This is a genomic window from Halomonas sp. 3A7M (assembly GCF_014897875.1).
Taxonomy (GTDB): Bacteria; Pseudomonadota; Gammaproteobacteria; order Pseudomonadales; family Halomonadaceae; genus Vreelandella.
Genome location: NZ_JABUZD010000118.1, coordinates 46,610 through 70,657, shown reverse-complemented (window position 1 = coordinate 70,657; position 24,048 = coordinate 46,610). Strand labels below are relative to the sequence as shown.

Genomic DNA, 24,048 nt, shown 5'->3' with positions numbered 1-24,048 from the left:
TACCAAAACTTAGCCGTCAGCGGAGTTTTTCTACAGGCTCAACGTCGAGTATAGAGGCGCGAGCTTGCGAGCGTCCTGCGCGCGAAGGGCACGTACTGCTGCGCCTAGTCATACTATTTTTCTTTCGGGGTTACCTTCAGCAAGTTAAGTTTGGTGCTCAATACTCTAAGCCCAAGCTCTGACCTGATAAAATTCCTAACCTCAACAACCAACTCAGTATGATTAGCACTTCCTGACAAGGCTATGTCATTCACAAACTTATCGCATAATTCAACTTGTTTGGTATTTCCGTACAAATGAATATAGCTAATCGCTCGCTCAACTTCCCTATAATTACCGAGAATGTCAACATTTCTTCCAAGCTCAATAAAGACATCATATGCTTCAGAAAGGTATTTTAGTCTAATTTCACGCTGCTTATTCCTAACATCACGTGCAGCATTAAGTTTGTGGGCTACAATCCAGCCAATCACTGCCGCCAGAGTGGCAATTGTAGTTGGTATCAATAACTTCCAGTCCATCTTTTGGGTACACCTCACTTAATGTATAACGCCGTGTTAAGTAGTGAGCAACGCTGTCACCAAGCCTAAACCATTGCACCGCAAACACGAAACCCAACCTTGAACTGAAAATACCAAGCGTTGGGTATCACTCTTAAATGCCTTGTTATGTGCTATTTTTACCATCATAGGCTAAAGCAGCACTTTTTAGTTGCTGAATATCTGATGCACACAAATGGCGTTTTAATGCTTCAAATTTTTTTGTAGGCCAATCATATATTTTCAACTGCAAAAGCTCATCAATTACAGATATCTCAAAGCGATACTTGACTAGTTTTGCCGGTGTACCACCAACTACACTATAGGGAGCAACGTCTTTAGTAACAACACTATTGGCTGCAATAATAGCTCCTTCTCCGATAGTGACGCCAGGCATTATCATCGCTCTCATTCCAAGCCATGCACCATCACCTATAAAGGTATCCCCTTTACCAACATATGCTTCATCAATGTAGTACATAAATGGATATAAACAGAACCAATCTGCTCGATGGGTATGATTTCCGCCCATCAAAATAATGACTTCCGCGCCAATACAGACATAATCACCAATATGAAGCTTATCGATTTCCCAACGCGGCTCCCACTTACGACTCACTTCGTCACCATGTAGATACCTAATAACCGACTCTTCAAAGCCGTTGTCCCAGCAATCACTGTAATAACTGTGAGTACCCTTTATTGAGATATTAGGATTAGTCACTACTTCATGTAGCAACTGATATTTTGACCAATGTTTATTCTGCATACTAAACCTCAAGCTAATATTAAACAATAAAAACTATTGAGTTAACACTTTGCTCGTCAGTGAATTCGAGGTTGCTTTAATAGAGGAATAGGTTTCATAAAAACACTCTGAGATAGAAGGTAACTGATGATAGCAAATGACACCAAACTCAGCGGACGATTGAAGCGACGTGTAAACTGTTCCACTGTAGCTGATTGTTTAGTGCCGCACCCTATTCATCGCTGCTGTGTTTACCCTTGTTTTTGCGCATATTCTTGGAGCAATTCGGGAAGCTTTTCCTGCGGTGGAAACTTACAAAAACTATGCTCTGCGCCAGTGGTAGCCCACTCCAGTTTTTCATCTGTGTAAGTTTCAATAAATGGTTTGTAGGTTCGAGAATCCTCTAGCAACGTTGAGCGAACATTAACAAAGTTATCCATACCTTCGGGTCGAGTGAACAGCCAGCTCATACAATGCTCGCAGAAATAGTGGCGAGTGTTCCCATGCAGCCCACCGATAACAGGCTCTCCGGTTTTGATTGAGAATGCCTCGCTCGGATAAAGCGAACTCAAGCTAAACGCGCTAGATGTCATTTGCTGACATCCTGTGCAGTGACATGCCATGGTGATCATTGGCTTAGCGCCAACCTCAAATTCTACCTGTCCGCAACGGCAATGGCCTTTAACCTTACTTGATGTACTGTCCACTTCAATTTACCTCTTAGTTGGATATGGTTAGCGCTCTCCCCCTTCCCTAGTCCAGAGGTTGGGAAAATGGCTATATGGCGCATAACGCCGCGCTCTGCGGAAAGTTTTGAGCCGCGAAGCGTTAGAAAGATTGTCCGCCAACAGTAAATCCTTAGGGAGTATGTATACGCTGAAAAATGAACGCAACACGCTCATTAATATTGCCTCGTGGGACTTCTAGTGTTTCGTACCCCCACTGCGAATACCACCTTTTTATACCGTCAAACACCGCTACGGACTCCTCAAACGTTTGATCACGCTCTGAATCTGTATCGTAAATTTCTTTCCATGGCGGCAGAAGAAAGGCAACGCTGTTATATGGAAATTTTTGAACGTATTGCGCTATTTCATCTCGCGTTAATGCGCTCTCCGCATCGAGCATGTACAGAGCATCCAGTACTCCGCGATCAAACAACATGACACGGTCGCAGGAGGCTGCATTCTGATACTTTTCGATATCCGAACTAAGTATCTCTTGGGCAAAAGAGACAGGGTCCGGTCGAGGCGATAACCCCACGGCTAACCGATCTTTGATTATTTTCCTGGCGGACTCCGGTGCGAAGCTATATCCACGCTCCGCTAGAGCACTAAGAATGGTCGTTTTTCCACCACCAGGACCTCCGGTGACTACGAATCGATGGTTCATCTCACTCCTAACGAGGCTGTAGAAAAACTCGATTTCGAGCTGTCTCCACTGCCTATCATCCTAATTTATTTACTCAGCGAGTTTTACCCTATGCGATGGATCAACGGAGTAACAGAGCCGATCCAGGGCGTGGGGTTGCCCACGGGGCGACCAGACTGGATCGTGCTTCACGATTTGAGGGAAATCTCCGATTGCCAAGAGATTGAGCGTCACTTCATAGTAGAAGTCGGTCCCCCCATCACCCACTCATCCGATTTCAAAAGACGCCACGCCAAACAGGCGAGCTAACGGTAGGGTTGGCACCTCCCCCCGGTACATTCGGGCGGTTTCAAATGACACCGTCATGCCATACTGCTCGGCCAATGCCACCGCCGCTGGGTTGATGGCTGGCACATCAAGGAAAATCGGGTCCGATGGCGTCGTGCGGGCCCTCAAGGCGAGAAGAAGCGACTCGGCCAATGCCGGACTGTCCGCCAACAGGGGACCGACCTTGTAACCGTTGCGGCATTTCCGGATGACCCCATAGCCAGACAGCCTGTCATGCTGCATCACGCCCAGTGCATGTCCATCGGGCTGGCTGATCCAGGCGCGGGTGAACTGCTCCCTGCTGGCAGGGAAAAAGGGCCGGTCATAGGCGTCAATGGTCTCAAAAGGCAGGGTGGATAGCTCGACGATCCCCGCGTGCTGGGGCGCCTTTCCGCCACCCCTTCCCTCGTAGCGAATGTTGCGATAGGCCAGCGTAAAACCGGATTTCCGATAATTTTCCTGCTGATCAACGACACCATCGAGTCCGATGTGCAGGCCTTGAAGATAGCTCATCCCGGCCTGCCACAGTTGAAGCCCATACCCTTGTCCCCGGTATTCCGGCTTGACGATATAGAAGCCAAGAAAACCAAAGGCGTCATCGTATTTGATCACCGAGATGGTGGCGATAGGCTCGTCGTCAAGCAGGCCGACGAGGAACCCCTTCGGGTCGGCGGAAAAATAGCAGTCGGCATCGTGGAGCCCCGGATTCCAGCCTTCCTTTGCGGCCCATTCCATCGCGAGGTCCAACTCTTCGCGACTCATCGCCCTGATCCTGTAGCGGTTATTGTTCATTGGTTGCTCTACGGAACATGAAAACGTCCTTATAGATTAGGCCTTATCTGAAAACACGCGCTGCCAACTAACAGCATATGTAAATATGCACTGGCAGATGGCCGCTTAGGCTCGAAAACGGTTGATGCAGTCCTCTCACCTGAATCTAGCCCATTAATTCCTTTTAGGGCAAAGCAAATTTTGGAAAACAGTCCAAACGTCGCTTGTCGGCAAGCCTGTTAGCGGTCAATTAAGGAAGAGCTTAAAATAGTAGAGTTAAGTGGCAGCCCTAAGGCTAATGCCAATCATTTAAGGCTGACTGGCATTACCCCCTAGCCCCATATAGCAAAGCGGCCACCTCCCGCAGCGTGCACCGCACATCATTCCCGAGTCACCGCACTGTCATTCCCGAGTGGGGTTATCGGGAATCCACCTTGATCTTGACCCGCAGCAGCCCGAAATCCCAGGTCAACATGGATTCCCGCTAAGGGCCTGCGGGAATGACAAGGGCGGCTCGGAGGGCTGGGGTGGAGTCATCTTCAGGCACTTATTAAACAAAAAACCCAGCCCATCGGCTAATGCCAGTCATTTAAGGCTGACTGGCATTACCCCCTAGCCCCATATAGCAAAGCGGCCACCTCCCAAAGCGTGCACCGCACATCATTCCCGAGCCACCGCACTGTCATTCCCGAGTGGGGTTATCGGGAATCCACCTTGACCTTGTCCTGCAGCAGCTCGAAACCCCAGGTCAACATAGATTCCCGCGATTTGCGCTATATCTCTTTCCTCAGCTAGGTTGACCACGATCTCTCCTCATCTGTTCTTCCCGGCCCTACCAAAACTTAGGCGCCAAAGGGTTTTGCTACAGCCTCAGCGCTTGCAGCAAGCGCGCCCTTAGAATGGAGATGAAGCCGAAATTAGTGGCTTTCGCCGTGACTTTGATTATTAGAACGATTTTTCACGCTTGACAGTGCTGACCGCCAGTCTTTTCTATCTTGTGTAACGACTGTTTCAAGCTTCTCAAATGATAAGCAGATATCCTCATACCCAGGAAACTCTTCCCCTGCATAAGGTTCTCTCAAGAGCTCAGACACGGTCATTTCTTGAAAGTAGCGGTCCGATGTAACTACTTTGGCCCGCCCACTTCGCTTAAACCTAGCTTTCAAACGACCGACGAAATTTTCGTACTGTCCCACCAATGCGACTTCGTACCGATCAGGATGGCGTGCCACGACCCGAAAAAGGCCGCCGAAAAGCCAAGTGTCGGGCTCGGGATAGAATTGGATCAGGGAGAAGATGAATTTCCTATTGAAGTCATCCCTATGGCCACGGTACTCGTTCCAGCCCTTCCACTGTTCTCTATCGCTGACAAATACATCTAGCGGGTGATTACGACCATTCCAGCTTGCAAGGTGAATTTTGCAGCTATCCAACTCGGGGCCATCGATTAGATCGGCCAACTCTATCTCATTCACTACTGCTCCCCCATTGCATAACGCCTGAATTCAGCTACGTTTGCGGCGACATGTGCTTTTTCGGCAGCAAAAGTGCGTGGCAGGTCAAACGTTAGCTGCAACGATTTATTAGGTATCAGATTCGGCTTTGAGTTTGCTTGTCTTGTGGATGCGACGTAATAGAATCACTATTGAGATTTCGGCCGCTATAAAAAAAATAATACCAATGGCAGCGGATATACGTGCTTTCTCCTGCTGTTCGTCAGTTGGCATAAGTTCTAGCGAGCCATGGAAGAAATAGAGCACTAGCCCTAAAGATGCGATGAAAACTATGGCAAAGAGACACCACAAAGATAATTTGGCCATTTTAATAAAAATCTTGTGATTGATACCTAACAGTTTATTCATGCGCATGCGCGTTTTCTGGCAACCCCACCTTGCCAACAGGCACCTAATTTACTGATAGAAAAAAGCATCTGTGGATATGCACTAACAGATTACCGCTTAAGCTCAAAAATGGTTGTTGTCGCCCTCTCCCCTGAATCTACCCCATTAATTCCTTTTAGAGCAAAGCCAATGTTGGAAAACTGTCCAAACGTCGCTTGTCGGCGAGCCTGTTAGCGGTCAATTAAGGAAGAGCTTGAAATAGTAGAGTTAAGTGACAGCCCTAAGGCTAATGCCAGTCATTCAAGGCTGACTGGCATTATCCCCTAGCCCCATATAGCAAAGCGGCCACCTCCCAAAGTGTGCACCGCACATCATTCCCGAGCCACCGCACTGTCATTCCCGAGTGGGGTTATCGGGAATCCACCTTGACCTTGGCCCGCAGCAGCCCGAAATCCCAGGTCAACATGGATTCCCGCTAAGGGCCTGCGGGAATGACGAGGGCGGCTCGGAGGGCTGGGGTGGAGTCATCTTCAGGCATTTATTAAACAAAAAGCCCAGCCCATCGGCTAATGCCAGACATTTAAGGCTGACTGGCATTATCCCCTAGCCCCATATAGCAAAGCGGCCACCTCCCGAAGCGTGCACCACACATCATTCCCGAGCCACCGCACTGTCATTCCCGAGTGGGGTTATCGGGAATCCACCTTGACCTTGACCTTGACCTTGATCTTGACCCGCAGCAGCCCGAAATCCCAGGTCAACATGGATTCCCGCTAAGGGCCTGCGGGAATGACGAGGGCGGCTCGGAGGGCTGGGGTGGAGTCATATTCAGGCACTTAATTAAACAAAAAACCCAGCCCATCGGCTAATGCCAGTCATTTAAGGCTGTCTGACATTCCCCCTAGCCATATAGCAAAGCGGCCACCTCCCGAAGCGTGCACCGCACATCATTCCCGAGCCACCGCACTGTCATTCCCGAGTGGGGTTATCGGGAATCCACCTTGACCTTGACCTTGACCTTGACCTTGGCCCGCAGCAGCCCGAAATCCCAGGTCAACATGGATTCCCGCTAAGGGCCTGCGGGAATGACCAGGGCGGCTCTAAGGGCTGGGGTGGAGTCATCTTCAGGCACTTATTAAACAAAAAACCCAGCCCATCGACTAATGCCAGTCAGCCTTAACTGACCGGCATTACAGCCCTAAGGCTGCTTTTAACTGAGTGATATACACACCAGCTCCCCTCCGAACCACTGCTGTTTTAGCCCGCGCTGTTTTTCCAGCAGGGCTAAGTATGGGCGTAGGGGGTGGTGGCTGGGCAACGTAACGTTAAGTTGGCGTAGGCGACGTTGGAATGGCAGCTGTTCAGCGGGTTGGTGTAGGGGCGTGACGTGCTGGGTGAGCCATTCGATGTCAGGTAGCAGTAAATGCGTGGCACCGCTGTCTAGGGCTAAGGTCACGCCTTTGGCGTCGAAGTCACCGGCGTAGAGGTGTGGCCGATTGGTTTTTCGCCATGCTTCTTTCAGTGCGACAAAGCCACCACCGTAATAGCTATCGCCACGGTAAACGACCAGCAGGTTAGCGTAGCCGCTCAGCGCTGCTATCTCTGGCGAAAACGCGTAGAAGCTATCCAGGTTTTCCACCTGAACAAGCGCGCCAAATACCGCCAGTTTCAAGCCGCTTACATCAACATCGCGTATGCTGCGCGGCTCTGGCGCAAGCCATGCAGAGGGTTGTGGCGGCAAGTTGATCAGCACGCGTTTTGCACGTGGGCCTTCGCGGCGGTTTTTATCCTCCTCAACCCCTTCAACTGCTTGGGCGGCACTGCTTAAGCCACTTAACGAGCGTCCTAGCGGTGCCAAACGGTCACTCTCCAACATGCTGTTGATTTGCGCCATGAGCGTGGCGTCAAAGCGCAGCGCTTGGTTGGAAATCCGCATGGTCAGATCAATATCTTGCTGATGGCACCACGCCACCACATCTTCGACCCACTTGCCACGAGATTTTTCTACCACGGGCTGGCGGTTAAGCTCTCGAACAACACTGTTAAGCCCGGCACGGGCGCGGCCTGATAACGTCATACTGCCACCGCCAGTGCGACGTCATGAATCAGGCGCAGATCATTAAATGGGCTGGCCGGTGACTCGTCTTGGTGTAAGCGAAACGCCTGTTGCTCGCTACGCGGCAAGCCCTGGTATTCGGAGATAACCTGAAACAGCCAAATTTCGTCGGGCCAGTCGAGGTGACTATCGTAAAGATAAGCGAGGGCGCTAATCGGCTCGGCGGGGGGCTGGTCTAACACCGCGAGGTAAAAGCGTTCGACATCTTGTTTAAGCGTCTGCTGGCGCGCAGCGGCAAGATTATCTTCCGGCGTGAGCGCAGGCACTGCCGACTCAACGGTTTGCGTGGCATGGCGCGGGGTTGGCAATTCATGCAGCAGCTCGGCCAGCACGCGACTTTCCAGCGCGCGATCTAGCGCTGGCGCAGCGGCGGCGTGTAACGGCGCAGCGTGGTTAAACAACGCCGGTACATCGCTGCGTTTGGCGTAATTACTCGGCACAAAGCCTGGGTGTTCGCGCATAAACGCCACCATACCGCTGATCAGGCGGCTGCGTGCCTGCTGTTTGCGAAAGCGTGCCATTAGCTCAATTAGCCGCCGCTGCACTTCCCGCAGGCTGGTGTAATGGTGGCTTAAGCGCTGCTGCAGCTGGCTGATCAGTAGCTTGCGCAAGCTGCCATCGCTGCCTACTAACGCAATTAGCTCGTCGAAGTCGATCAGCGCCAGACCATCTAACAACCTAACAATCTGCTTCTGGGCGCGGTCGTTTTCGCGGATCTTATCGCTCAACTGGCTAACAAAGCCGAAATCGCTATTGAGCCGCTGCCAAAGGCTATCAATAGCATCGGCAAAGCGGCCGTTTAGATCGTCAACTTCCTGACGCAGGCGCAGCAGTTGCTGCTCCTGCCGCCAATGTTCACCTCGGCTGCGGGCTTCACGGTAGCTGTGCACCAACGAGCGCACCAGCTCAAGGGTTTCCGCAACATCGGCATTTACATGGCGGCGGGTTTCGTCGGCGAGCATTTCAGCGATCAGTTCACGCACCTTGGGAGAGAGCTTTACGCCGCTCTGCTCGTCGGGCCGCCATAACACCCGAGCGGCCAACAGCTTGCGCAGCGCGCTGTCGTTGAGTCCGTCTAACGGCACGTCATCACGAGTGTAGCCCTGCATCAGTCGTTCGGCATGCTTGCCCAACAGCGCCAGCCGTTCAGCGCCGGTTTTTAGCAGGCGACTTTCCAGTTCGCTCACAGCAGCGCCTCCTGGGCACCCTCTTCCCGCTCCGCCTCGATGGGCAAGTTTTCCTCATCGCGGATAAAGCGCACCATCTCGATCAGGTAATCAATTTTACCGGTGACCACAAACACCTGACGCTCAGTGTGGGGCTGCAGCAAGTAGCCATGCTCTTTCAAGCGCTTAAATAGCTGCTTTACTTGGGCCTCCAACTGGTCGCTCTGGGAACCAAAGAAGCTGTCTGTGGCTAGCCGTTCCAAACGCTCACGCAGGCTTTGGTTGTCTTCGCACTTAGCGCTGAACTCGGCAGGTTTGAGCACATCGCCTGGGGCCGCCAAGGTGTCGCGGCCTAGCGCCTCTTGAACCAGCTGCAGCCATTCCAGCAGCGGCAACAGGCTGTTGACCGTGTCACTCAGCTGGCGCGATAGCTGCTCCCGAGCGGCCTCGTTCAGCTGTCGCCAAGCTAAAAAGTAGACACTGCCTTCATCATTGCTCGCCAGCCTGCGGTTGAGCGGGCGCAGATAGTCATCAATCGCATCGCGGGTCTCTTCATTTGCCAGATGGCGAAAGGCATTGTCATCACTGACGGCGCAGACAAACTCGCCAGCCAGCAAGCGTTCCAGTAGCGGGCCGTGTTCGATCATGCGGTCACCTCTTGCTGACGCTCCTTGATCCGCTGCGCAAGCGGGCTAAGGCGCGGCTCAATACGTTTTAGCAGGCGCTGGTTGGGCTGGTTAGAGTCCCGCTCAATCAGGTAGCGATTAGCAAACAGCAGCAGCACATCCGATTCCGGATTGGGGAAAGCACCGACAATATGGATACGGTTGCTGTCACAAGCGTTGAACAACTTTTCGACATTGTGGTAGGCCAGCGTGCCAATTTCATCAATCGGCCAATGGATAGCAATTTGTGCATCCCCTCGCAGCAGCCGCGTAAACGCCAGCAGGAACTTACACAAAATCAGGTAGGCCATGCCATGGCTGGAAGACTCCAACAGCTGGCGGTCGTTTTTGATCACCAGGTCAGTGCCGCCTTCGTTTAGGTGCAGTTCAAGGCGCAGCAGGCTTTCGAAGCTGTACTGCTGGTCGCTGCGCAGCAAATCGACCACATCGGCCAGTGCATTAAGATAATCGTCGCTGGGCAGCATCTGGCCGGATTCCCGCCACGCTTTGTAGCGCTGGGCGAACAGCTTTAAAGGCTCCCAGAAGCCCAGTTCATCAATCGTCGATTGAATGCGCACTTCCGCTTTGCTGATACCTTCTAAACGCAGGTCATCCGCCACTTCGTCGGAAAGCCGACGACTTTGCGCACTGATACGGCGGTTTAAGTCACGGAAGACAATAAAGAATTTATCCAGGTCATCGCTTAAATTGCGCCCTTCCTGAATCAACTGCTGCTGTTGATCTTCCAATAGTTTTAGCATGTCGCGCAGCAGCGGCAATACCAGTCGTGGGCTGTCGTTTGGCAGCTTCTCACGTTCACTTTGCAGTGCATCGGCAAAGCCGCTGCTAGCATCTTTAATCAGTTGGCTTTCTACCTCCAGGCAGCCCCGGCGCAACTGCTCAAGCTGCTGATGGCGGCTGGTTAACGCTTGGCGAGCACGCTCAATGCGCTCCTCCATGTCACCCACGGCCTCCGCTAATGGCGCACCCTCTGAAACGATGTCCAAACTTTCCAACTGGGTCAGCAGCGGCTTTAGGGCTTCTACGCTGCCGTGGGCATTTGCGCGCTGAATTTTAAGCTCATTAACCGCTGATTGATGCGCTTCACGTGCGCCATGGAAGTCGTTTTTGAGGTGCGCTTTTTCACGTTTCAACTGCTGCTCAAGCTGAACAAACTCCGCTTCCTGGGCCACCAGCTGGGGCTTGTGCTGGCTCCACTCAACACGCATAAAACGTTGATACTCGGTGAGTTCTTCCTGGCGAGCGGCAATTTTACGAATGCGCTCACTCTGCTGCTCCAAGCGTTTCTTCGTTTCCTGAAGCTGCGCGGGGTCCACGCCCTGCTCGGCAAGCTCCTGGCTAAAGGCGGCTTCCAGCTCACTACGCTGGCGCTGATGCTCAGCGTTGGCGTCGTTGAGCTGCTGCTTGTACTGACGAAGCTGCGCATCCAGGCTATCCAGCTGGCTTTGCGCGTCGGCTTTTAACTCCAGCAACTGGCCCTGATGGGTTTCGGCAAGCTCGGCAAGCGCCTGGCGTTTCTCTTCGCGCAGTTCGGCCTGGGCCTGCTCCTGACGAGCCAACGCCGCTTGGTGCTCGGCTCGGCGAGCCTGCTGGCGCTTGGTATGGCGCTCTTGCTGCTGGCGGCGAGCCTCAAGGGCATACTCCACTTCCTGTTCGGCCCGCTGATACCCCATGCGCGCCTGATCTTGCGCCTCATCAGCCTGCTGAACCCGTTCGTTGTGCTGCTTTAGGGCTTTTTCGGCAGCGGCACACTCGGCTTGGGCATGCTTTTTGGCGCTATCCGCCTCTTCAATCGCCGCCGCCAAACTGGCTTCGTCCTGGGCGTAATCCGGCAGTGCAATCGCGCTTAGGTCCAGCGCTAACCCGAACAGGTCGTCGCTGGCTCCTTCAGCAAGCTGCGGGGCGAGGTCTCGGCGTTCAAGCAGTTCTGGGGCAATGACCTTGCCGAGTTGCTGCTCCCAACCAGGACGGTGGTAACGCAAGAAGTGGCGCAAGCTGCCTTGTTCGGGGTCGCGCTGTTGATAGAGCGCATAGCAGTGTTGTTCAGCTCGCTCACGCTGCTGGCGACACTGCACTAGCTGCTGCTCGGCGGCATCGCGTTCACGTTTGTGGCTTTCAAGCTCGCGGCGCAGTGCTTCCAACGTGGCCGCAGCGGCGCTGCGTTCCTGCTGTGTTTGATCTAAACGCGCTTGGGCAAGCTCGGCTTCTTGAGCCTCTTCAACGGTTTGGGTGGGCATTGCCAGCTGCGCTTTTAATTCGGCAAGCTGCTCAACACCCAGCTCTAACTGCGCTTGATACTCACCCTCTAGCCGTTGGCGCTCTTGCTGATAGCGCTCGTTATGCTGCTGTTCGGCTTGCCATTGCTGCTCTCGGCGCTGGGCTTTTTCCTCGACCAGGGCATCTATCAACTCCTGGTTTTCTTGGGTTTGGCGGGCAAGTGCTTCGGAAAGCTCGCGTAACCGGCCATCTAAGCGCGCCTGACTCTCTTTTACCGCATCTTGCATGACTTGCAGATGCTTCTGAAGCTGATCACGCTGCTCACGCCACTGGGGCAAGGCGTTGATGTCTCGCTCCAGGCCGGTCATGTCGGCATCGGCGTAGTGCTCAAACTGGGTTTGCAGATCATTCAGGCGGCGCTGAGTGTGCTGCAAGTCGCTCGCGACTTCACTGTGGCGGTCGTTCAGCTCATCGCGCTGCTGGATGTAGGCATTTTCACGCTGTTGGAATTCGCGCTGGTGGCGGTTTAACTCGCCATCCAGGTCCGCAATGCGTTGCTCCGCCTGCTGATGATCGGCGCTTAGCTGGGGTTTCAACTGCCACAGCGTGGTCTCTAACTGGGCCAATTCGCGGTCGATGCCGCCAAGCTTGGTCAGCGCAGCCTGCAGCGGCTCCAGGCGCATGGACTGGCGCATCTGGGCAATCCACTCCCGTGCTTTGGCACTGCGAATACGGGTAACTGGCAGCTCGACGCCATCCTCTTCGAAAATTGCCGCCAGCATGGTTTTGAGGGTGTCCATCTTGCCCTCTTTCGCATGCACAGCAGAGACCAGTTTCTCGATATGACGGATACGCCGTTCAGGGTTAACCAAGCTAAACTGCGCTGCGATTTGGCGCAGCTTTAGGCCATCGCGGCTATTACCGTGCAGCTGGGTGAAATCGTTTTGGATCACCGAGCGAAACTCGGAGGTAGCCCCCAGCTTGGAAGAGACAGGAATCCCGCTGCGGCGCAGTCCGCTAGACCACTGCGGGTACTCCAGCGCCAAGGGGCCTTTTTCAGTTTTGATCAGATAGTCTTCTGGCCGATACGGGGCACCGACAAAACGGTACTCCACGCCGCCTTCTTGCTTGCGCGTCAGCACTACTTGGCAAACATTGCCTGCTTCGCGGCGGTATTCGTAGACAAGATAGCTTTGACGAGTGGGCAAATAGAAGGCATCAAACTTCATGCGGGTTTTCGGCACCACCTTATTGGGCAGCTCGCCGTAAAACACCGGCACTAACCGCTGAAGCGTGGTTTTGCCTGACGCGTTGGTGCCGCAAATATTGGTGTGGCCATCCACATTGAGTTCAACCACCCCCGACAAGTGGCCGTGAATCATAACGATGCGTAGCAAATGCGCCATGCCGTGTCCTTGATCGTCAAACGTCCGAAAACGCTATCTTGCCAGACCTAGAGCAAGGCGACATCTGTTCAGGTGTGAACTATTGATTTATATAATGACAATGCGCATTTAGATCAGGGGCTAGCTGCTCTCACTCACTCTTTCATTCACTCTTTCATTCACTCCCCCACGCTGCCCACCACAAAATCCCTAGCAACGCCTATATGGTAGTCAATGGCCTCGCGGCAAACCTCGGAACGGCCGCTACCCAAGGCATCTAGCAGCTTAAAGTGACTGGTGGCAATGGTATCGGGGGCTTCATGGGTTTTAGTAATCAGCGTAATGCACAGGCGAAGTTCGTGGGTTAAGCCATCAAATGCCCGCAGCAGCCTCTCGTTGCCCGCGTAATGAATCATTAAGCGGTGAAACTGCAGGTCCTCTTCAATGCGGCGTGTTCCATCATTGCTGGCGGTCGCTTCGCACAAAACCTCTACCTGCTGTTTTAGCGCGCGCTCAGCGTCGCTGCTATAGCGCTCAGATAAGCGTTGGATAGCATGACGCTCAAGGCATAGCCGCAGGTCGAAGACATCCTCTAATTCAACGGCATTCAACGCCCTAACAAAAAAACCGCGTCTTGGTTTTGAGATCAGCAGCCCACGACTTTCCAATAAGCGAGCGGCTTCGCGAACCGGCGCGCGGCTAACGCCTAAATCCCGGGAAAGCTGCACTTCTGAAAGCCGCTCACCAGGCAAAAAGTGTTGCTGGATAATCGCTTGCGTCAAATAGTCGGCCACCTGCTCAACAAGGTTTTGCTGTTGAATAAAGCCGCCAGGAGCCACTGGGGAAGAGGCCATAGAGTTTACTCTTATTAGGTATTACGTACTTTTAGTATGACGCAAAAAAGCATTCTGTCGATGGCCGATTGACGACTGTCGACAGTTTTACAAACCAATGCTATGTTCAAAAAGGCCTTATATAACGATCTATAACCAAAATCCATAACAACAACTGGGCTGTTTTGTATCACGCCTCGCTCGCCTAACAATAACGTAAATCCATTACGTGACAGGCTTTGGCCTAGTAACCGAGGAGCAGGAACAAAATGAGAACACCTTTGGCTTTGGCAATTTCCGCTGCAGCACTCGCTTTTTCGTCGGCTGCCCTGGCAGACGACCCGAAACAAGGTGGTACGGTTAACACTATTATTCAGCCAGAACCGCCAGGCTTAGTGCTGGGAATGGTGCAAAACGCGCCTACGCGCACCGTGGCAGGCAATATCTATGAAGGGTTGTTGCGCTACACCACGGATCTGGAACCCATGCCGCAGTTGGCTGAATCATGGGACGTCAGCGACGATGGCCGCACCTATACCTTTCATCTACGAGAAGGGGTTACCTGGCACGACGGCGAGCCCTTCACCGCTGACGACGTAGTATTTTCTGCCGATGTTTTCCACCGCGAACTGAACCCCAGTGCGCGGGCCGTTTTACAGCATGTGGAAAGCATCGAGGCAACGGATGACCACACGGTGGTATTTACCTTAACCGACCCCTTCGGCCCGTTCCTGATCTCCTTTGAGGCAGGCACCTTCACCATGGTGCCTGAACACCTGTATGCGGACACCGACTTCCGCAACAACGAACACAACGATCACCCAATTGGCACAGGCCCTTTCAAGTTTGCTAATTGGGAACGTGGCACCGTGATCGAGCTGGTTAAAAACGATGACTACTACGAAGACGGGCTCCCCTATCTGGATGGCGTCAACTGGCACATCATCCCCGACGGTGGCTCCCGTGCAGTTGCCTTTGAGAATGGCACCATCGATGTACTGCCCAGCGGCACCGTTGAGAACTTCGATATCCCGCGTTTATCCGCGATGGACAACGTCTGCATGACAGAGGAAGGCCACGAATATTTCAGTCCCTTCGCCATGCTGTGGATGAACAACCGTGAAGGCCCCACCGCCGACAAGCGATTCCGCCAGGCGGTGATGTATGCCATGGATCGTGAGTTTGCCAAAGACGTGCTGTGGAATGGCTTAGGCAATGTGCCGCTCTCAGCTTTTGGTTCCAACGCCCGTTTCCAACATGACGATTTAGAGCCCTACGATCACAATCCAGAGCGTGCTCGTGAGCTGTTGGCAGAAATGGGTTACGACGGCGAAGAGATTACTATCCTGCCGCTTCCTTACGGCGAAACGTGGACCCGTTGGGCTGAAGCCGTACAACAGAACCTGCGTGAAGTGGGTATTAACGTAAGCACCCAAGCCACCGACGTGGGCGGCTGGAACCAGCGCCTTGGCGACTGGGATTACGATCTCGCCTTTACCTACCTATTCCAGTATGGAGACCCGGCACTGGGCATTTCACGCACCTACCTTTCCGACAATATTGCCAAGGGTTCCCCCTGGAATAACGTGGAAGGCTACGAAAACGAGCGGGTTGACGAGCTGTTTAACGCCGCGGCCACGGCCTTCCCTGATGAAGAGCGCGAAGCGCTATACCATGAAGTGCAGGAAATTCTGCATGAAGACGTGCCTGTCGGCTGGTTGATGGAGCTGGGCTTTCCTACCCTTTACCGCTGTGACGTAAAAGACCTCGTGACCTCTGGTGTGGGTGTCAACGATGGCTTCAAAGATGCTTGGTTAGACCGCTAGTCCAAAGCGACACCCAGGCCGCGCAAGCTGCCTGGGTGCTTCAGCCATGTTATGAAGGTATCGGTCAGGAAGGTGTCTATGGTTTACGCTCGCTTGATAGTGATGCGGCTATTGAAGGCCGTTATCGTATTGTTCTTAATCGTTATTTTTAACTTCTTTCTTATTCAGATGGCCCCCGGTGACCCTGCGGCGATTTTAGCCGGTGAGGCAGGCGCGGCTGACCAGGAGTTTCTTAACCAGCTGCGCGAACGGTTTGGACTTGATCAGCCAATGTATGTGCAACTGTGGCGCTACGTATCGGGCATTGCCACGCTCGACTTTGGCTACTCCTATCGGCTTGGTGTGCCCGTCTTTGATCTGATTATGGATCGTTTGCCCGCCACGCTGCTGCTAACCGGTACGGCGTTTGTGCTCTCGCTGGCACTCGGCATTGTGGCAGGTTCCATGGCGGCGGCGCGGGTTAAAAAGCCCTCTGGTTCACTGATTATGGCGCTAGCCTTGGTGTTTTATGCCACGCCTCTGTTTTGGGTAGCGCTGATGTCGGTAGTGGTGTTTTCCGTTTACCTCGGCTGGCTGCCCGCTTACGGTCTTTACACGGTTGGCGCGGGGCACACTGGCTTTGCGCTTGTGCTGGATGTCGCCACGCATTTAATACTGCCTGCCACCACGCTTGCGCTATTTTTTATGGCGATTTATACCCGCATGACGCGCACCTCGATGCTCGATGCAGCCCAGCAGGACTTCGTTAAAACCGCCCGCGCGAAAGGGTTAAAGCCTAGCGTCATTCAGCGCCGACACATTCTTCGCAATGCCTTACTGCCGATCATCACCCTGGCAGGCTTACAAGCTGGGCAGATGGTTGGCGGCGCTATTTTGACGGAAACCGTGTTTGCTTGGCCGGGTATCGGACGGCTGATGTTTGAAGCGCTACAACAGCGTGACTACAACCTGCTGCTGGGTATTTTCTTCTTCTCGGCGGCGTTAGTGATTGTCTTCAATATTCTTACCGACTTGGTTTACCGCTTGGCTGATCCGCGCATTAAGGGGGTCTCATGAGCTTTTTCGCACGCTTTGCGCAAAACCGTGGCGCCCTGGTAGGGCTGATTATTCTGCTGCTCATTATCGTCATGGCGATTCTGGCGCCGCTGCTATTTCCTGAATCTCCCTGGCGCATGGTCCAGCGGCCCTTTTTACCGCCGCTTTCCCAGGATGGCTTTCTGCTGGGCACCGATACCATGGGGCGCAACGTCGCTGCAGGATTAATGCATGGTGCCTGGGTGTCGTTGCTGATTGGTTTGGTATCCACTAGCGTTGCCCTGTTGATTGGCGTGCCACTGGGGGCGATTGCGGGGTACTACGGGGGGCTGATTGACGACGTACTTATGCGCTTTACCGAGTTCTTTCAAACCATTCCCAACTTTGCCCTGGCGATTGTGCTGGTAGCAATTATGCAACCCAGCATCACCTCCATTGTGCTGGCGATTGCGCTGGTCAGTTGGCCCCCGGTTGCCCGCTTGGTAAGGGCAGAGTTTATGTCGTTGCGGCACCGTGAATACGTTGAGGCGGCTCGCTTAGTCGGCCAAACCAACAGCACCATTATCCTGCGGCAGATTCTGCCTAACACGCTGTCGCCGATCATTGTGCTGGCCTCATTAATGGTCGCCACCGCTATTTTGCTGGAATCGGCGCTGTCGTTTTTAGGCTTGGGCGATCCCAATGTGATGTCCTGGGGCTACATGATTGGCGCGGCACGTACGGTTATTCGCCAAGCATGGTGGCTGAGTTTCTTCCCTGGTGTGGCGATTCTACTCACCGTTCTGGCGTTGAACTTAGTCGGTGAAGGGCTAGACGATGCGCTTAACCCCAAACTTTCCCGCGAGCGCTAGGAGCCCTTCATGACGGTCACTATTGATTCTAAAAAACAGAGCCCATCAGCTGAAACAGTGCTTAGCATTCGTGACTTAAGCGTGGCGCTACCCAAAGGGGCCGACCGTGCCTTGGCGGTGGAAAACGTTAGCTACGACGTTAATCGCGGCGAAATCATGTGCGTGGTCGGGGAATCCGGCTCGGGTAAATCAATGGCTGCTAACACCGTGATGGGCCTACTCCCTAAAGGCGTACGCCCCGTTCAAGGTGAGGTCAATTTTCTCGGCCAGGACGTCATCACCCTAACCGAGAAACAGCATCGCGCTCTGCGCGGCCTTAAAATCGGCATGATTTTTCAGGAACCCATGACCGCACTTAATCCGCTAATGCGGGTGGGCGCCCAAATCGCCGAGGTGTTTGAAGCGCACGGTCAACTGACCCCAAAACAGCGCCAGGAACGTGCCTTGGAGCTGTTGATTGAAGTGGGTATCCCACAGCCGGAAAAAGCCATCAGCGCCTACCCTTTTGAGCTATCCGGTGGCCAGCGGCAACGCGTAATGATCGCCATGGCATTAGCCCTTGAGCCGGTGCTGTTGATCGCCGACGAGCCCACCACCGCGTTGGATGTGACTACCCAAGCACAGATCCTTGAACTTATTCGTGATTTACAGCGCCGCCGTGGTATGGCGGTGATGTTTATCACTCATGATTTTGGGGTCGTGGCTGAAATCGCCAACCGCGTCTGTGTCATGCGCCATGGTAAAATTGTCGAAATCGGTGAAGCCAAAGAGGTGCTGGAAAATCCGCAAAACGCTTATACAAAAGCACTGATTGCCGCCATTCCCAGCAATGCAGTGCCGCCCCACCGGGAGACAAGCCAGGTGGCTCCGCTGCTAGAGATCAAACAGCTTAATAAAGTCTTTCGTTCACGCGGGGGCTGGTTTAAGCCAGCACGAGAAGTCCGCGCACTGGATAATATCTCGCTAACTCTGGCACGCGGCGAAACCATGGGTATTGTGGGTGAATCGGGATCGGGGAAATCCACCCTTGGTCGCTGTGTGGTACGCCTTGAACACCCAGATAGCGGTGAACTGTTGCTCGATGGCGTTAATCTTTCACAGCTAAAAGGTGACGCGTTGCGTCGTGAACGCCACCGCGTGCAGATGATTTTCCAGGACCCCTACGCCTCACTTAACCCACGCACTCGGGTCGGCATGGCGATTGCACAAGGGCCTATGGCCAATGGCACACCCAAAGATGTGGCGCTCAAACAGGCAGGAGAACTACTTGATCTAGTCGGCCTTGGCGCAAGCGCCGTGGAGCGCTACCCACATGAGTTTTCCGGCGGGCAGCGTCAGCGCATTGGCATTGCCCGTGCGTTAGCGCTAAACCCTGAGCTTATTGTGGCAGATGAAGCAGTCTCGGCACTGGATGTGTCTATTCAAGCCCAGGTGCTTGAACTGCTTGAAGAACTGAAGCAACGGCTGGCGCTTTCACTGCTGTTTATTACCCACGATTTACGGGTAGCCGCGCAAATTTGCGACCGCATCGTGGTGATGCAGCATGGTCGTATTGTTGAGCAAGGCAGTGCTGAGCAAATATTCCTTCAACCGAAAGAGGCCTATACCCAGTCGCTGCTTGATGCGATTCCTGGTCGTCAAGCGCCGGTGGCGGCTACCGCCTAATCATTGGATCGTTAACCTCTTTACCAAGGAACACCCATGCAGATAACCCTGGAGGCGCTGCGTAAACTTGTTGGTGCTGCCCATGTGCTCACGGGCGATGATGTCACTAGTCGCCGTGTTGACTGGATGACCGGCGCGCCCTGCCAAGCAGGCGCCATCGTGCGTCCGGAAGGCACCGAACAGTTAGCGGCTGTCATGCAGGCATGCCATGCGCTTAAACAGCCAGTCGTGACCCACGGCGGCTTAACCGGTTTAGTCCATGGCGCGGAGGCGAGCCCAGAAGAGTTGGTCATTTCCCTGGAGCGCATGACCGCTATCGAAGAGATTGATCAGGTCGGCGGTACGATAACGGTGCAAGCGGGCGCCCCCCTTCAGCGGGTTCAAGAAGCCGCTAACGAGGTTGGCCTTCAGTTCCCACTGGATTTAGGCGCACGCGGAAGCTGTACGATTGGCGGCAATATCGCCACTAATGCTGGCGGTGTCAGGGTGATTCGCTACGGCATGATGCGCCAGCAGGTGCTGGGGCTTGAAGCAGTGATGGCCGATGGGCGTGTTGTCAGCTCCATGAATCGCATGCTGAAAAATAATGCAGGGTTTGATTTAAAGCAGCTGTTTATTGGCAGTGAAGGCACCCTGGGGATTATTACCCGCGCCGTGCTGCGGCTACAGCCGCCTACCCCTAGCGAGCAAACGGCACTGGTGGCTTGCCACTCGTTTGACGCGCTAACCGGGCTATTAAGCCATATGGGCAAAGCGCTTGGGGGTGGCCTGGGTGCGTTTGAGGTAATGTGGCAAAACCACTATCGCCTGCTCACTGAAACGCTGGCGAGGCACACGCCCCCAATTCCACCAGAACACCCCTTTTATGTGATTATCGAATCGCTCGGCAACGATGAAACTCACCATGCAGAGCAGTTCCGCGAAGCGCTTGAACAGGCATTTGAACACGACTTAATCGTCGATGCGGTGATTGCTCAATCAAGCACGCAACGCGATGGTCTCTGGGCGATACGAGAAGATATTGAAGGGCTCATCAAGGGGCTGGCACCCGTATTGACCTTTGATGTCAGCCTCCCCATTGCCGATATGCAGCGCTATACCGATGCATTAGAGAAACAACTGGTACAACGCTGGCCAGATGGCCGCCTGGTGGTATTTGGCCATCTTGGCGACGGCAACCTGCATATTTCTGTTAGCGTTGGCAGCGATGCACCAGAAGAGCGCCACGCGGTAGAAACACTGGTTTACGAGCCACTTAAAGCGCTGGGAGGCTCTGTTTCAGCAGAGCATGGCATTGGTTTGGAAAAGCGCCCCTGGCTTAGCACCTGCCGCTCTCAGGCAGAAATCGAATTAATGCACACACTGAAGCAGGCGTTTGACCCACATCAGTTGCTTAATCGCGGTAAAATTTTGAGCTAAAAACTTTCACTATTAGGATATCGATATGCCCTCCTACCCCCATCATCTTACGGGTGAAGGTCCCCTTAATCCGTTTCCTGGGATTAAAGTTCTGGAGCGCCGCATTGGTCGCGAGATTCCTCATCGCTTGGGATCTAATGAAGGCTTGGACATGCCCCATCGTGCGCTACGTGAACATTTTGGCGATGCTGTCGCCGAGCATGTGTACTGTTACGGCGATGCGGAAGCTCTCGGCGTTCGCCAGCGGCTTAGCGCCCAGCAGGGCATACCGCTCGATCACCTGCTGGTGGATGCTGGCGCCGATAGCCTAATCGCGTTAGCGCTACGCACCACCTGCACACCGGGCGACACCGTGGTTAGCACGGCAGGTACTTACCCAACCTTTGGTTACTTTGCCAAAGGCCAGGGTTGCCACTTAGTAGAACCTAGCTATGTTGAAGCCCCAGGCCTACTGGCCCCTGACTTAGAGGCGCTAGCAACGGCAGCACACCAGGAAAATGCCCAACTGGTCTATTTAGCCAACCCCGATAACCCTAGCGGCCATCTGCATAGCGACAGTGCCATTCTCAAGCTGCGCGACGCACTGCCGGACACCTGCTGGCTGCTGCTGGATGAGGCGTATGGCGATTTTCGTGATGACGCCAACCGTGACTTCGCCGCCAAGGCACTTCCGGGAGTCATCCGCCTACGCACGCTGTCAAAAGCCCACGGTTTAGCAGGCTTACGCATTGGCTATGCGATTGCTGACCCTGACGTGCTCGCCTTGATGATGAAGGTGCGCATTCACTACGCGGTATCCACCTTTACCCAGGCAGCCGCAGAAGTCGTGCTCGATCACCCAGCCGAAGTCCAGCAACATATTGCGGAAGTAAAAGCACGCAGGGAACAGTTAGTGGCTCATTTCCAAGCACTGGGTGCCGACGTACTGCCTAGCGCTACCAACTTTATCGGCATTCGCTTACCAACTGCCGAACTGGCCGAGCGGGTAAACCGCGAGCTACTGGAAGCCGGCAGATTAATCGCCCGCCCCGCTCACCCAGCGCTTGGTCATGTCTTACGCATTACCGCCGTCGCGGATGCTCTGGAACCAGGGCAGCTAGCGATTCTTGAGCAGGCCATTAAAGAGAATGCCTGACGGCTGTCAGGCATTCTTCAAACGTTAGCTAATAGCGGGCAATGAGCCTAAGCGGGCGTTAACCAGTGCTTGAACGCGGCCAGCTCGCCGCGCACTGCTTGGCGATACAGGCGCTGCAAGCGCGCGGTTACACTGTCGTCAGGAATCGGCGCGTCGACAGCCGGTGCGCCCGCCCTTACCCCGATGCGGCGGCCATCCAGTTCACGCAGAGGAAGAATTTCCGCAGCGGTGCCGGTTAAAAACGCTTCATCGGCGGTATACAGCTCATCGCGAGTGATGCGCCGTTCGCGCACTTCAATGCCCAGCGCCTCGCGGGCCAACTGAATCACGCTGTCGCGGGTGATGCCCTGCAAGCAGGACGTCACTTCAGGCGTGTGCAGCACGCCATCGCGCAATAAGAAAACATTCGCAGCGGACGCTTCGGCCACATAGCCTTCTGGGTCAAGCATGATGGTTTCATCAAACCCTGCTTTCACGGCGGTATTCAGCGCCAGCATCGAATTCACATAATGACCGCTGGTCTTGGCACGACACAGGCTGATATTGACGTGGTGGCGCGCCCAGGAAGACGTCAGCGCACGTAACCCACAGCGGGTTGCCTGCGGCGACAGATACGGCCCAAGATCCCAGGCAGCAATCATCACATGGGTGCTTAATCCTTTGGCTCGCAGGCCAAGGCCTTCCGCGCCAAGAAACACCGTTGGCTTAAGATAAGCGTTCGTCAGCTGATTTTTACGCAAGCACTCCTGCTGGGCCTCGATCAGCGCCTCTTCGCTAAAAGCGATCGGAATATCTAAGGAGTGGGCGCTCTCTGCCAAGCGGCGGGTATGCTCAGCCACGCGAAACAGCGCCGTTCCCTGCTCCCCCTCATAAGCGCGCACGCCCTCGAAGCAGCCCATGCCATAGTGCAGCGTATGGGTAAACACATGGACCTTAGCCTCTCGCCAAGCCAGCCATTCACCATCCTGCCAAATCCAACCATCGCGATCATAAAGCGGTGTCATTGCGTGCATTGCTCCCACTGTTGGCGCCAGCCGTCGATTAGCGCTTGCTGGTGCGGTTGTAAGGCCTGATACCCCCAGGCAGCAATTTCATCGTTTTGCGGGTCGGGGACACTAATGGTGCTACCTGCCAAGGTTTGAATAACGCTATGTCCGCATAGCGGTACATAGCCTTCTGAGTAACCACCTTCATGGACGAAGACCAGCTTCCCCTGACAGCAACGGGCGGCAAGTGCTTTTAGCTGTGCGGTCATTTCGGCAAACGCGGCACTGTTGAGCAGCATCTTGCCTAGCGGGTCTTTGGCACAGGCATCATAGCCACAGGCCACCACGATTAAGTCTGGGTTAAAAGCTTCCAGTGCTGGCAACACCAGCGACTCCATCGCATAGCGATAAGCGCCCAAACCACAGCCCGGCGGCAACGGCAGGTTAAGGTTTGTCCCTAGCCCTTCGCCTTCTCCCTGCTCTTCAAAACTGCCTGTATCAAGGGGATAGTTCGCGGCTTGGTGAACGGAAACGGTAAACACCTCAGGCTCGGCGTAAAACGCCGACTGCTGGCTATTACCGTGGTGCACGTCCCAATCAAGAATCGCTACCCGCTTCACTTGCCCCAAGGCTCGGGCACGCATCACCGCTACCGGGATATTGCCCAGCAAACAGAAACCACGCCCCTGATCCGCCTCGGCGTGATGTCCCGGTGGGCGGCAAAGCGCATAAGCGTTATCGACATGCCCAAGCGCCACGTCCTCTACCGCTGCGACGGCAAGCCCCGCGGAGTGTCTTGCGGCGGCCCAGCTGCCAGGGGTAAAGGGCGCGCAGTCACCGCCATTGCCACCGCCACTCACATCGGCTTCCGCAAGCATTTGCAGGTAACGTGGGGTGTGAAAGCGCAGCAGGTCTTGCTGCGCGACAACGGGTGGTTTGACCACTCTCAGTTCATCTATCAGGCCGCTGACTTCAAGAATATTTTTCAGTCGCCGCTTGCTTTCCGGGCTTTCCGACGCTGGCTGAGGTTGCAGAAATTCACCGGGAGCAGAAAAAACACCAATTGCCCCCTGGTCGTGCCAAAAGCAGCGTTCGTGCCAGTAAAACCCTGTCTTACTCATTGAGCTTCTC

Annotated in this window: 20 protein-coding genes; 6 read left to right on the top strand and 14 right to left on the bottom strand. The window is 54.1% G+C overall.

Annotated features, from left to right (window positions below; translation table 11 throughout):
* Positions 1–113 precede the first annotated feature (113 nt).
* From INT19_RS11230 to INT19_RS11175, 12 genes are all read right to left on the bottom strand, one after another.
* A complete protein-coding gene (locus INT19_RS11230; RefSeq protein ID WP_193060791.1) occupies positions 114–521 on the bottom strand; it encodes a hypothetical protein in 408 nt (135 codons plus the stop codon).
* Positions 522–666: 145 nt separating this feature from the next.
* Entirely contained in the window at positions 667–1,308 is a 642-nt protein-coding gene (locus tag INT19_RS11225; RefSeq protein ID WP_193060790.1) for a CatB-related O-acetyltransferase, read from the bottom strand.
* A 230-nt stretch (positions 1,309–1,538) separates the two neighbouring features.
* Positions 1,539–1,994 carry a GFA family protein gene (locus INT19_RS11220; protein ID WP_442311516.1) on the bottom strand — a complete coding sequence of 152 codons (456 nt, stop codon included), beginning with the start codon at positions 1,992–1,994 and terminating at the stop codon, positions 1,539–1,541.
* Between the two features lie 151 nt (positions 1,995–2,145).
* Positions 2,146–2,679, bottom strand: a complete 534-nt coding sequence (locus tag INT19_RS11215; protein ID WP_193060788.1) for an AAA family ATPase — start codon at positions 2,677–2,679, stop codon at positions 2,146–2,148.
* Between the two features lie 246 nt (positions 2,680–2,925).
* Complete coding sequence (locus tag INT19_RS11210) at positions 2,926–3,747, bottom strand: GNAT family N-acetyltransferase (protein ID WP_226924577.1); 822 nt, start codon at positions 3,745–3,747, stop codon at positions 2,926–2,928.
* 926 nt (positions 3,748–4,673) lie between these two features.
* Positions 4,674–5,231 (bottom strand): hypothetical protein, encoded by a 558-nt coding sequence (locus tag INT19_RS11205; protein ID WP_193060786.1) that lies wholly within the window; start codon positions 5,229–5,231, stop codon positions 4,674–4,676.
* A 108-nt stretch (positions 5,232–5,339) separates the two neighbouring features.
* On the bottom strand, positions 5,340–5,618 hold the full coding sequence (locus INT19_RS11200) for a hypothetical protein (RefSeq protein ID WP_193060785.1): 279 nt from the start codon (positions 5,616–5,618) through the stop codon (positions 5,340–5,342).
* A 1,189-nt stretch (positions 5,619–6,807) separates the two neighbouring features.
* A complete protein-coding gene (locus INT19_RS11195; RefSeq protein ID WP_193060784.1) occupies positions 6,808–7,674 on the bottom strand; it encodes a DUF7281 domain-containing protein in 867 nt (288 codons plus the stop codon).
* Positions 7,671–8,900, bottom strand: coding sequence for a hypothetical protein (locus tag INT19_RS11190; RefSeq protein WP_193060783.1), 1,230 nt, complete (start codon positions 8,898–8,900; stop codon positions 7,671–7,673). The genes INT19_RS11195 and INT19_RS11190 overlap by 4 nt, the downstream gene beginning before the upstream one ends.
* On the bottom strand, positions 8,897–9,526 hold the full coding sequence (locus INT19_RS11185) for a condensin complex protein MksE (protein ID WP_193060782.1): 630 nt from the start codon (positions 9,524–9,526) through the stop codon (positions 8,897–8,899). The genes INT19_RS11190 and INT19_RS11185 overlap by 4 nt, the downstream gene beginning before the upstream one ends.
* Complete coding sequence (locus INT19_RS11180; RefSeq protein ID WP_193060781.1) at positions 9,523–13,188, bottom strand: ATP-binding protein; 3,666 nt, start codon at positions 13,186–13,188, stop codon at positions 9,523–9,525. The genes INT19_RS11185 and INT19_RS11180 overlap by 4 nt, the downstream gene beginning before the upstream one ends.
* Positions 13,189–13,346: 158 nt before the next feature.
* The gene (locus INT19_RS11175) at positions 13,347–14,021 is read right to left on the bottom strand and encodes a GntR family transcriptional regulator (protein WP_193060780.1); all 675 of its coding nucleotides are present in this window, start codon (positions 14,019–14,021) and stop codon (positions 13,347–13,349) included.
* A 248-nt stretch (positions 14,022–14,269) separates the two neighbouring features.
* On the opposite strand from INT19_RS11175, the gene INT19_RS11170 reads away from it, so the two are divergent.
* The 6 genes from INT19_RS11170 (at position 14,270) to INT19_RS11145 (ending at position 21,931) form a co-directional block, all read left to right on the top strand.
* Complete coding sequence (locus INT19_RS11170) at positions 14,270–15,826, top strand: ABC transporter substrate-binding protein (protein WP_193060779.1); 1,557 nt, start codon at positions 14,270–14,272, stop codon at positions 15,824–15,826.
* Positions 15,827–15,904: 78 nt separating this feature from the next.
* Positions 15,905–16,882, top strand: a complete 978-nt coding sequence (locus INT19_RS11165; protein WP_193060778.1) for an ABC transporter permease — start codon at positions 15,905–15,907, stop codon at positions 16,880–16,882.
* A complete protein-coding gene (locus INT19_RS11160) occupies positions 16,879–17,712 on the top strand; it encodes an ABC transporter permease (RefSeq protein ID WP_089039116.1) in 834 nt (277 codons plus the stop codon). The genes INT19_RS11165 and INT19_RS11160 overlap by 4 nt, the downstream gene beginning before the upstream one ends.
* A gap of 9 nt (positions 17,713–17,721) precedes the next feature.
* On the top strand, positions 17,722–19,377 hold the full coding sequence (locus INT19_RS11155) for an ABC transporter ATP-binding protein (protein WP_193060777.1): 1,656 nt from the start codon (positions 17,722–17,724) through the stop codon (positions 19,375–19,377).
* Positions 19,378–19,413: 36 nt separating this feature from the next.
* Positions 19,414–20,796: an FAD-binding oxidoreductase gene (locus INT19_RS11150; RefSeq protein ID WP_193060776.1), complete on the top strand. Its 1,383-nt coding sequence runs from the start codon at positions 19,414–19,416 to the stop codon at positions 20,794–20,796.
* 25 nt (positions 20,797–20,821) lie between these two features.
* The gene (locus INT19_RS11145; RefSeq protein WP_193060775.1) at positions 20,822–21,931 is read left to right on the top strand and encodes a pyridoxal phosphate-dependent aminotransferase; all 1,110 of its coding nucleotides are present in this window, start codon (positions 20,822–20,824) and stop codon (positions 21,929–21,931) included.
* Between the two features lie 47 nt (positions 21,932–21,978).
* On the opposite strand, the gene INT19_RS11140 is transcribed toward INT19_RS11145, so the two are convergent.
* Positions 21,979–22,935 carry a branched-chain amino acid transaminase gene (locus tag INT19_RS11140; RefSeq protein WP_009722139.1) on the bottom strand — a complete coding sequence of 319 codons (957 nt, stop codon included), beginning with the start codon at positions 22,933–22,935 and terminating at the stop codon, positions 21,979–21,981.
* Entirely contained in the window at positions 22,932–24,038 is a 1,107-nt protein-coding gene (locus INT19_RS11135; protein WP_193060774.1) for a class II histone deacetylase, read from the bottom strand. Before INT19_RS11135 ends, INT19_RS11140 begins: the two co-directional genes overlap by 4 nt.
* Between the last annotated feature and the right edge of the window lie 10 nt (positions 24,039–24,048).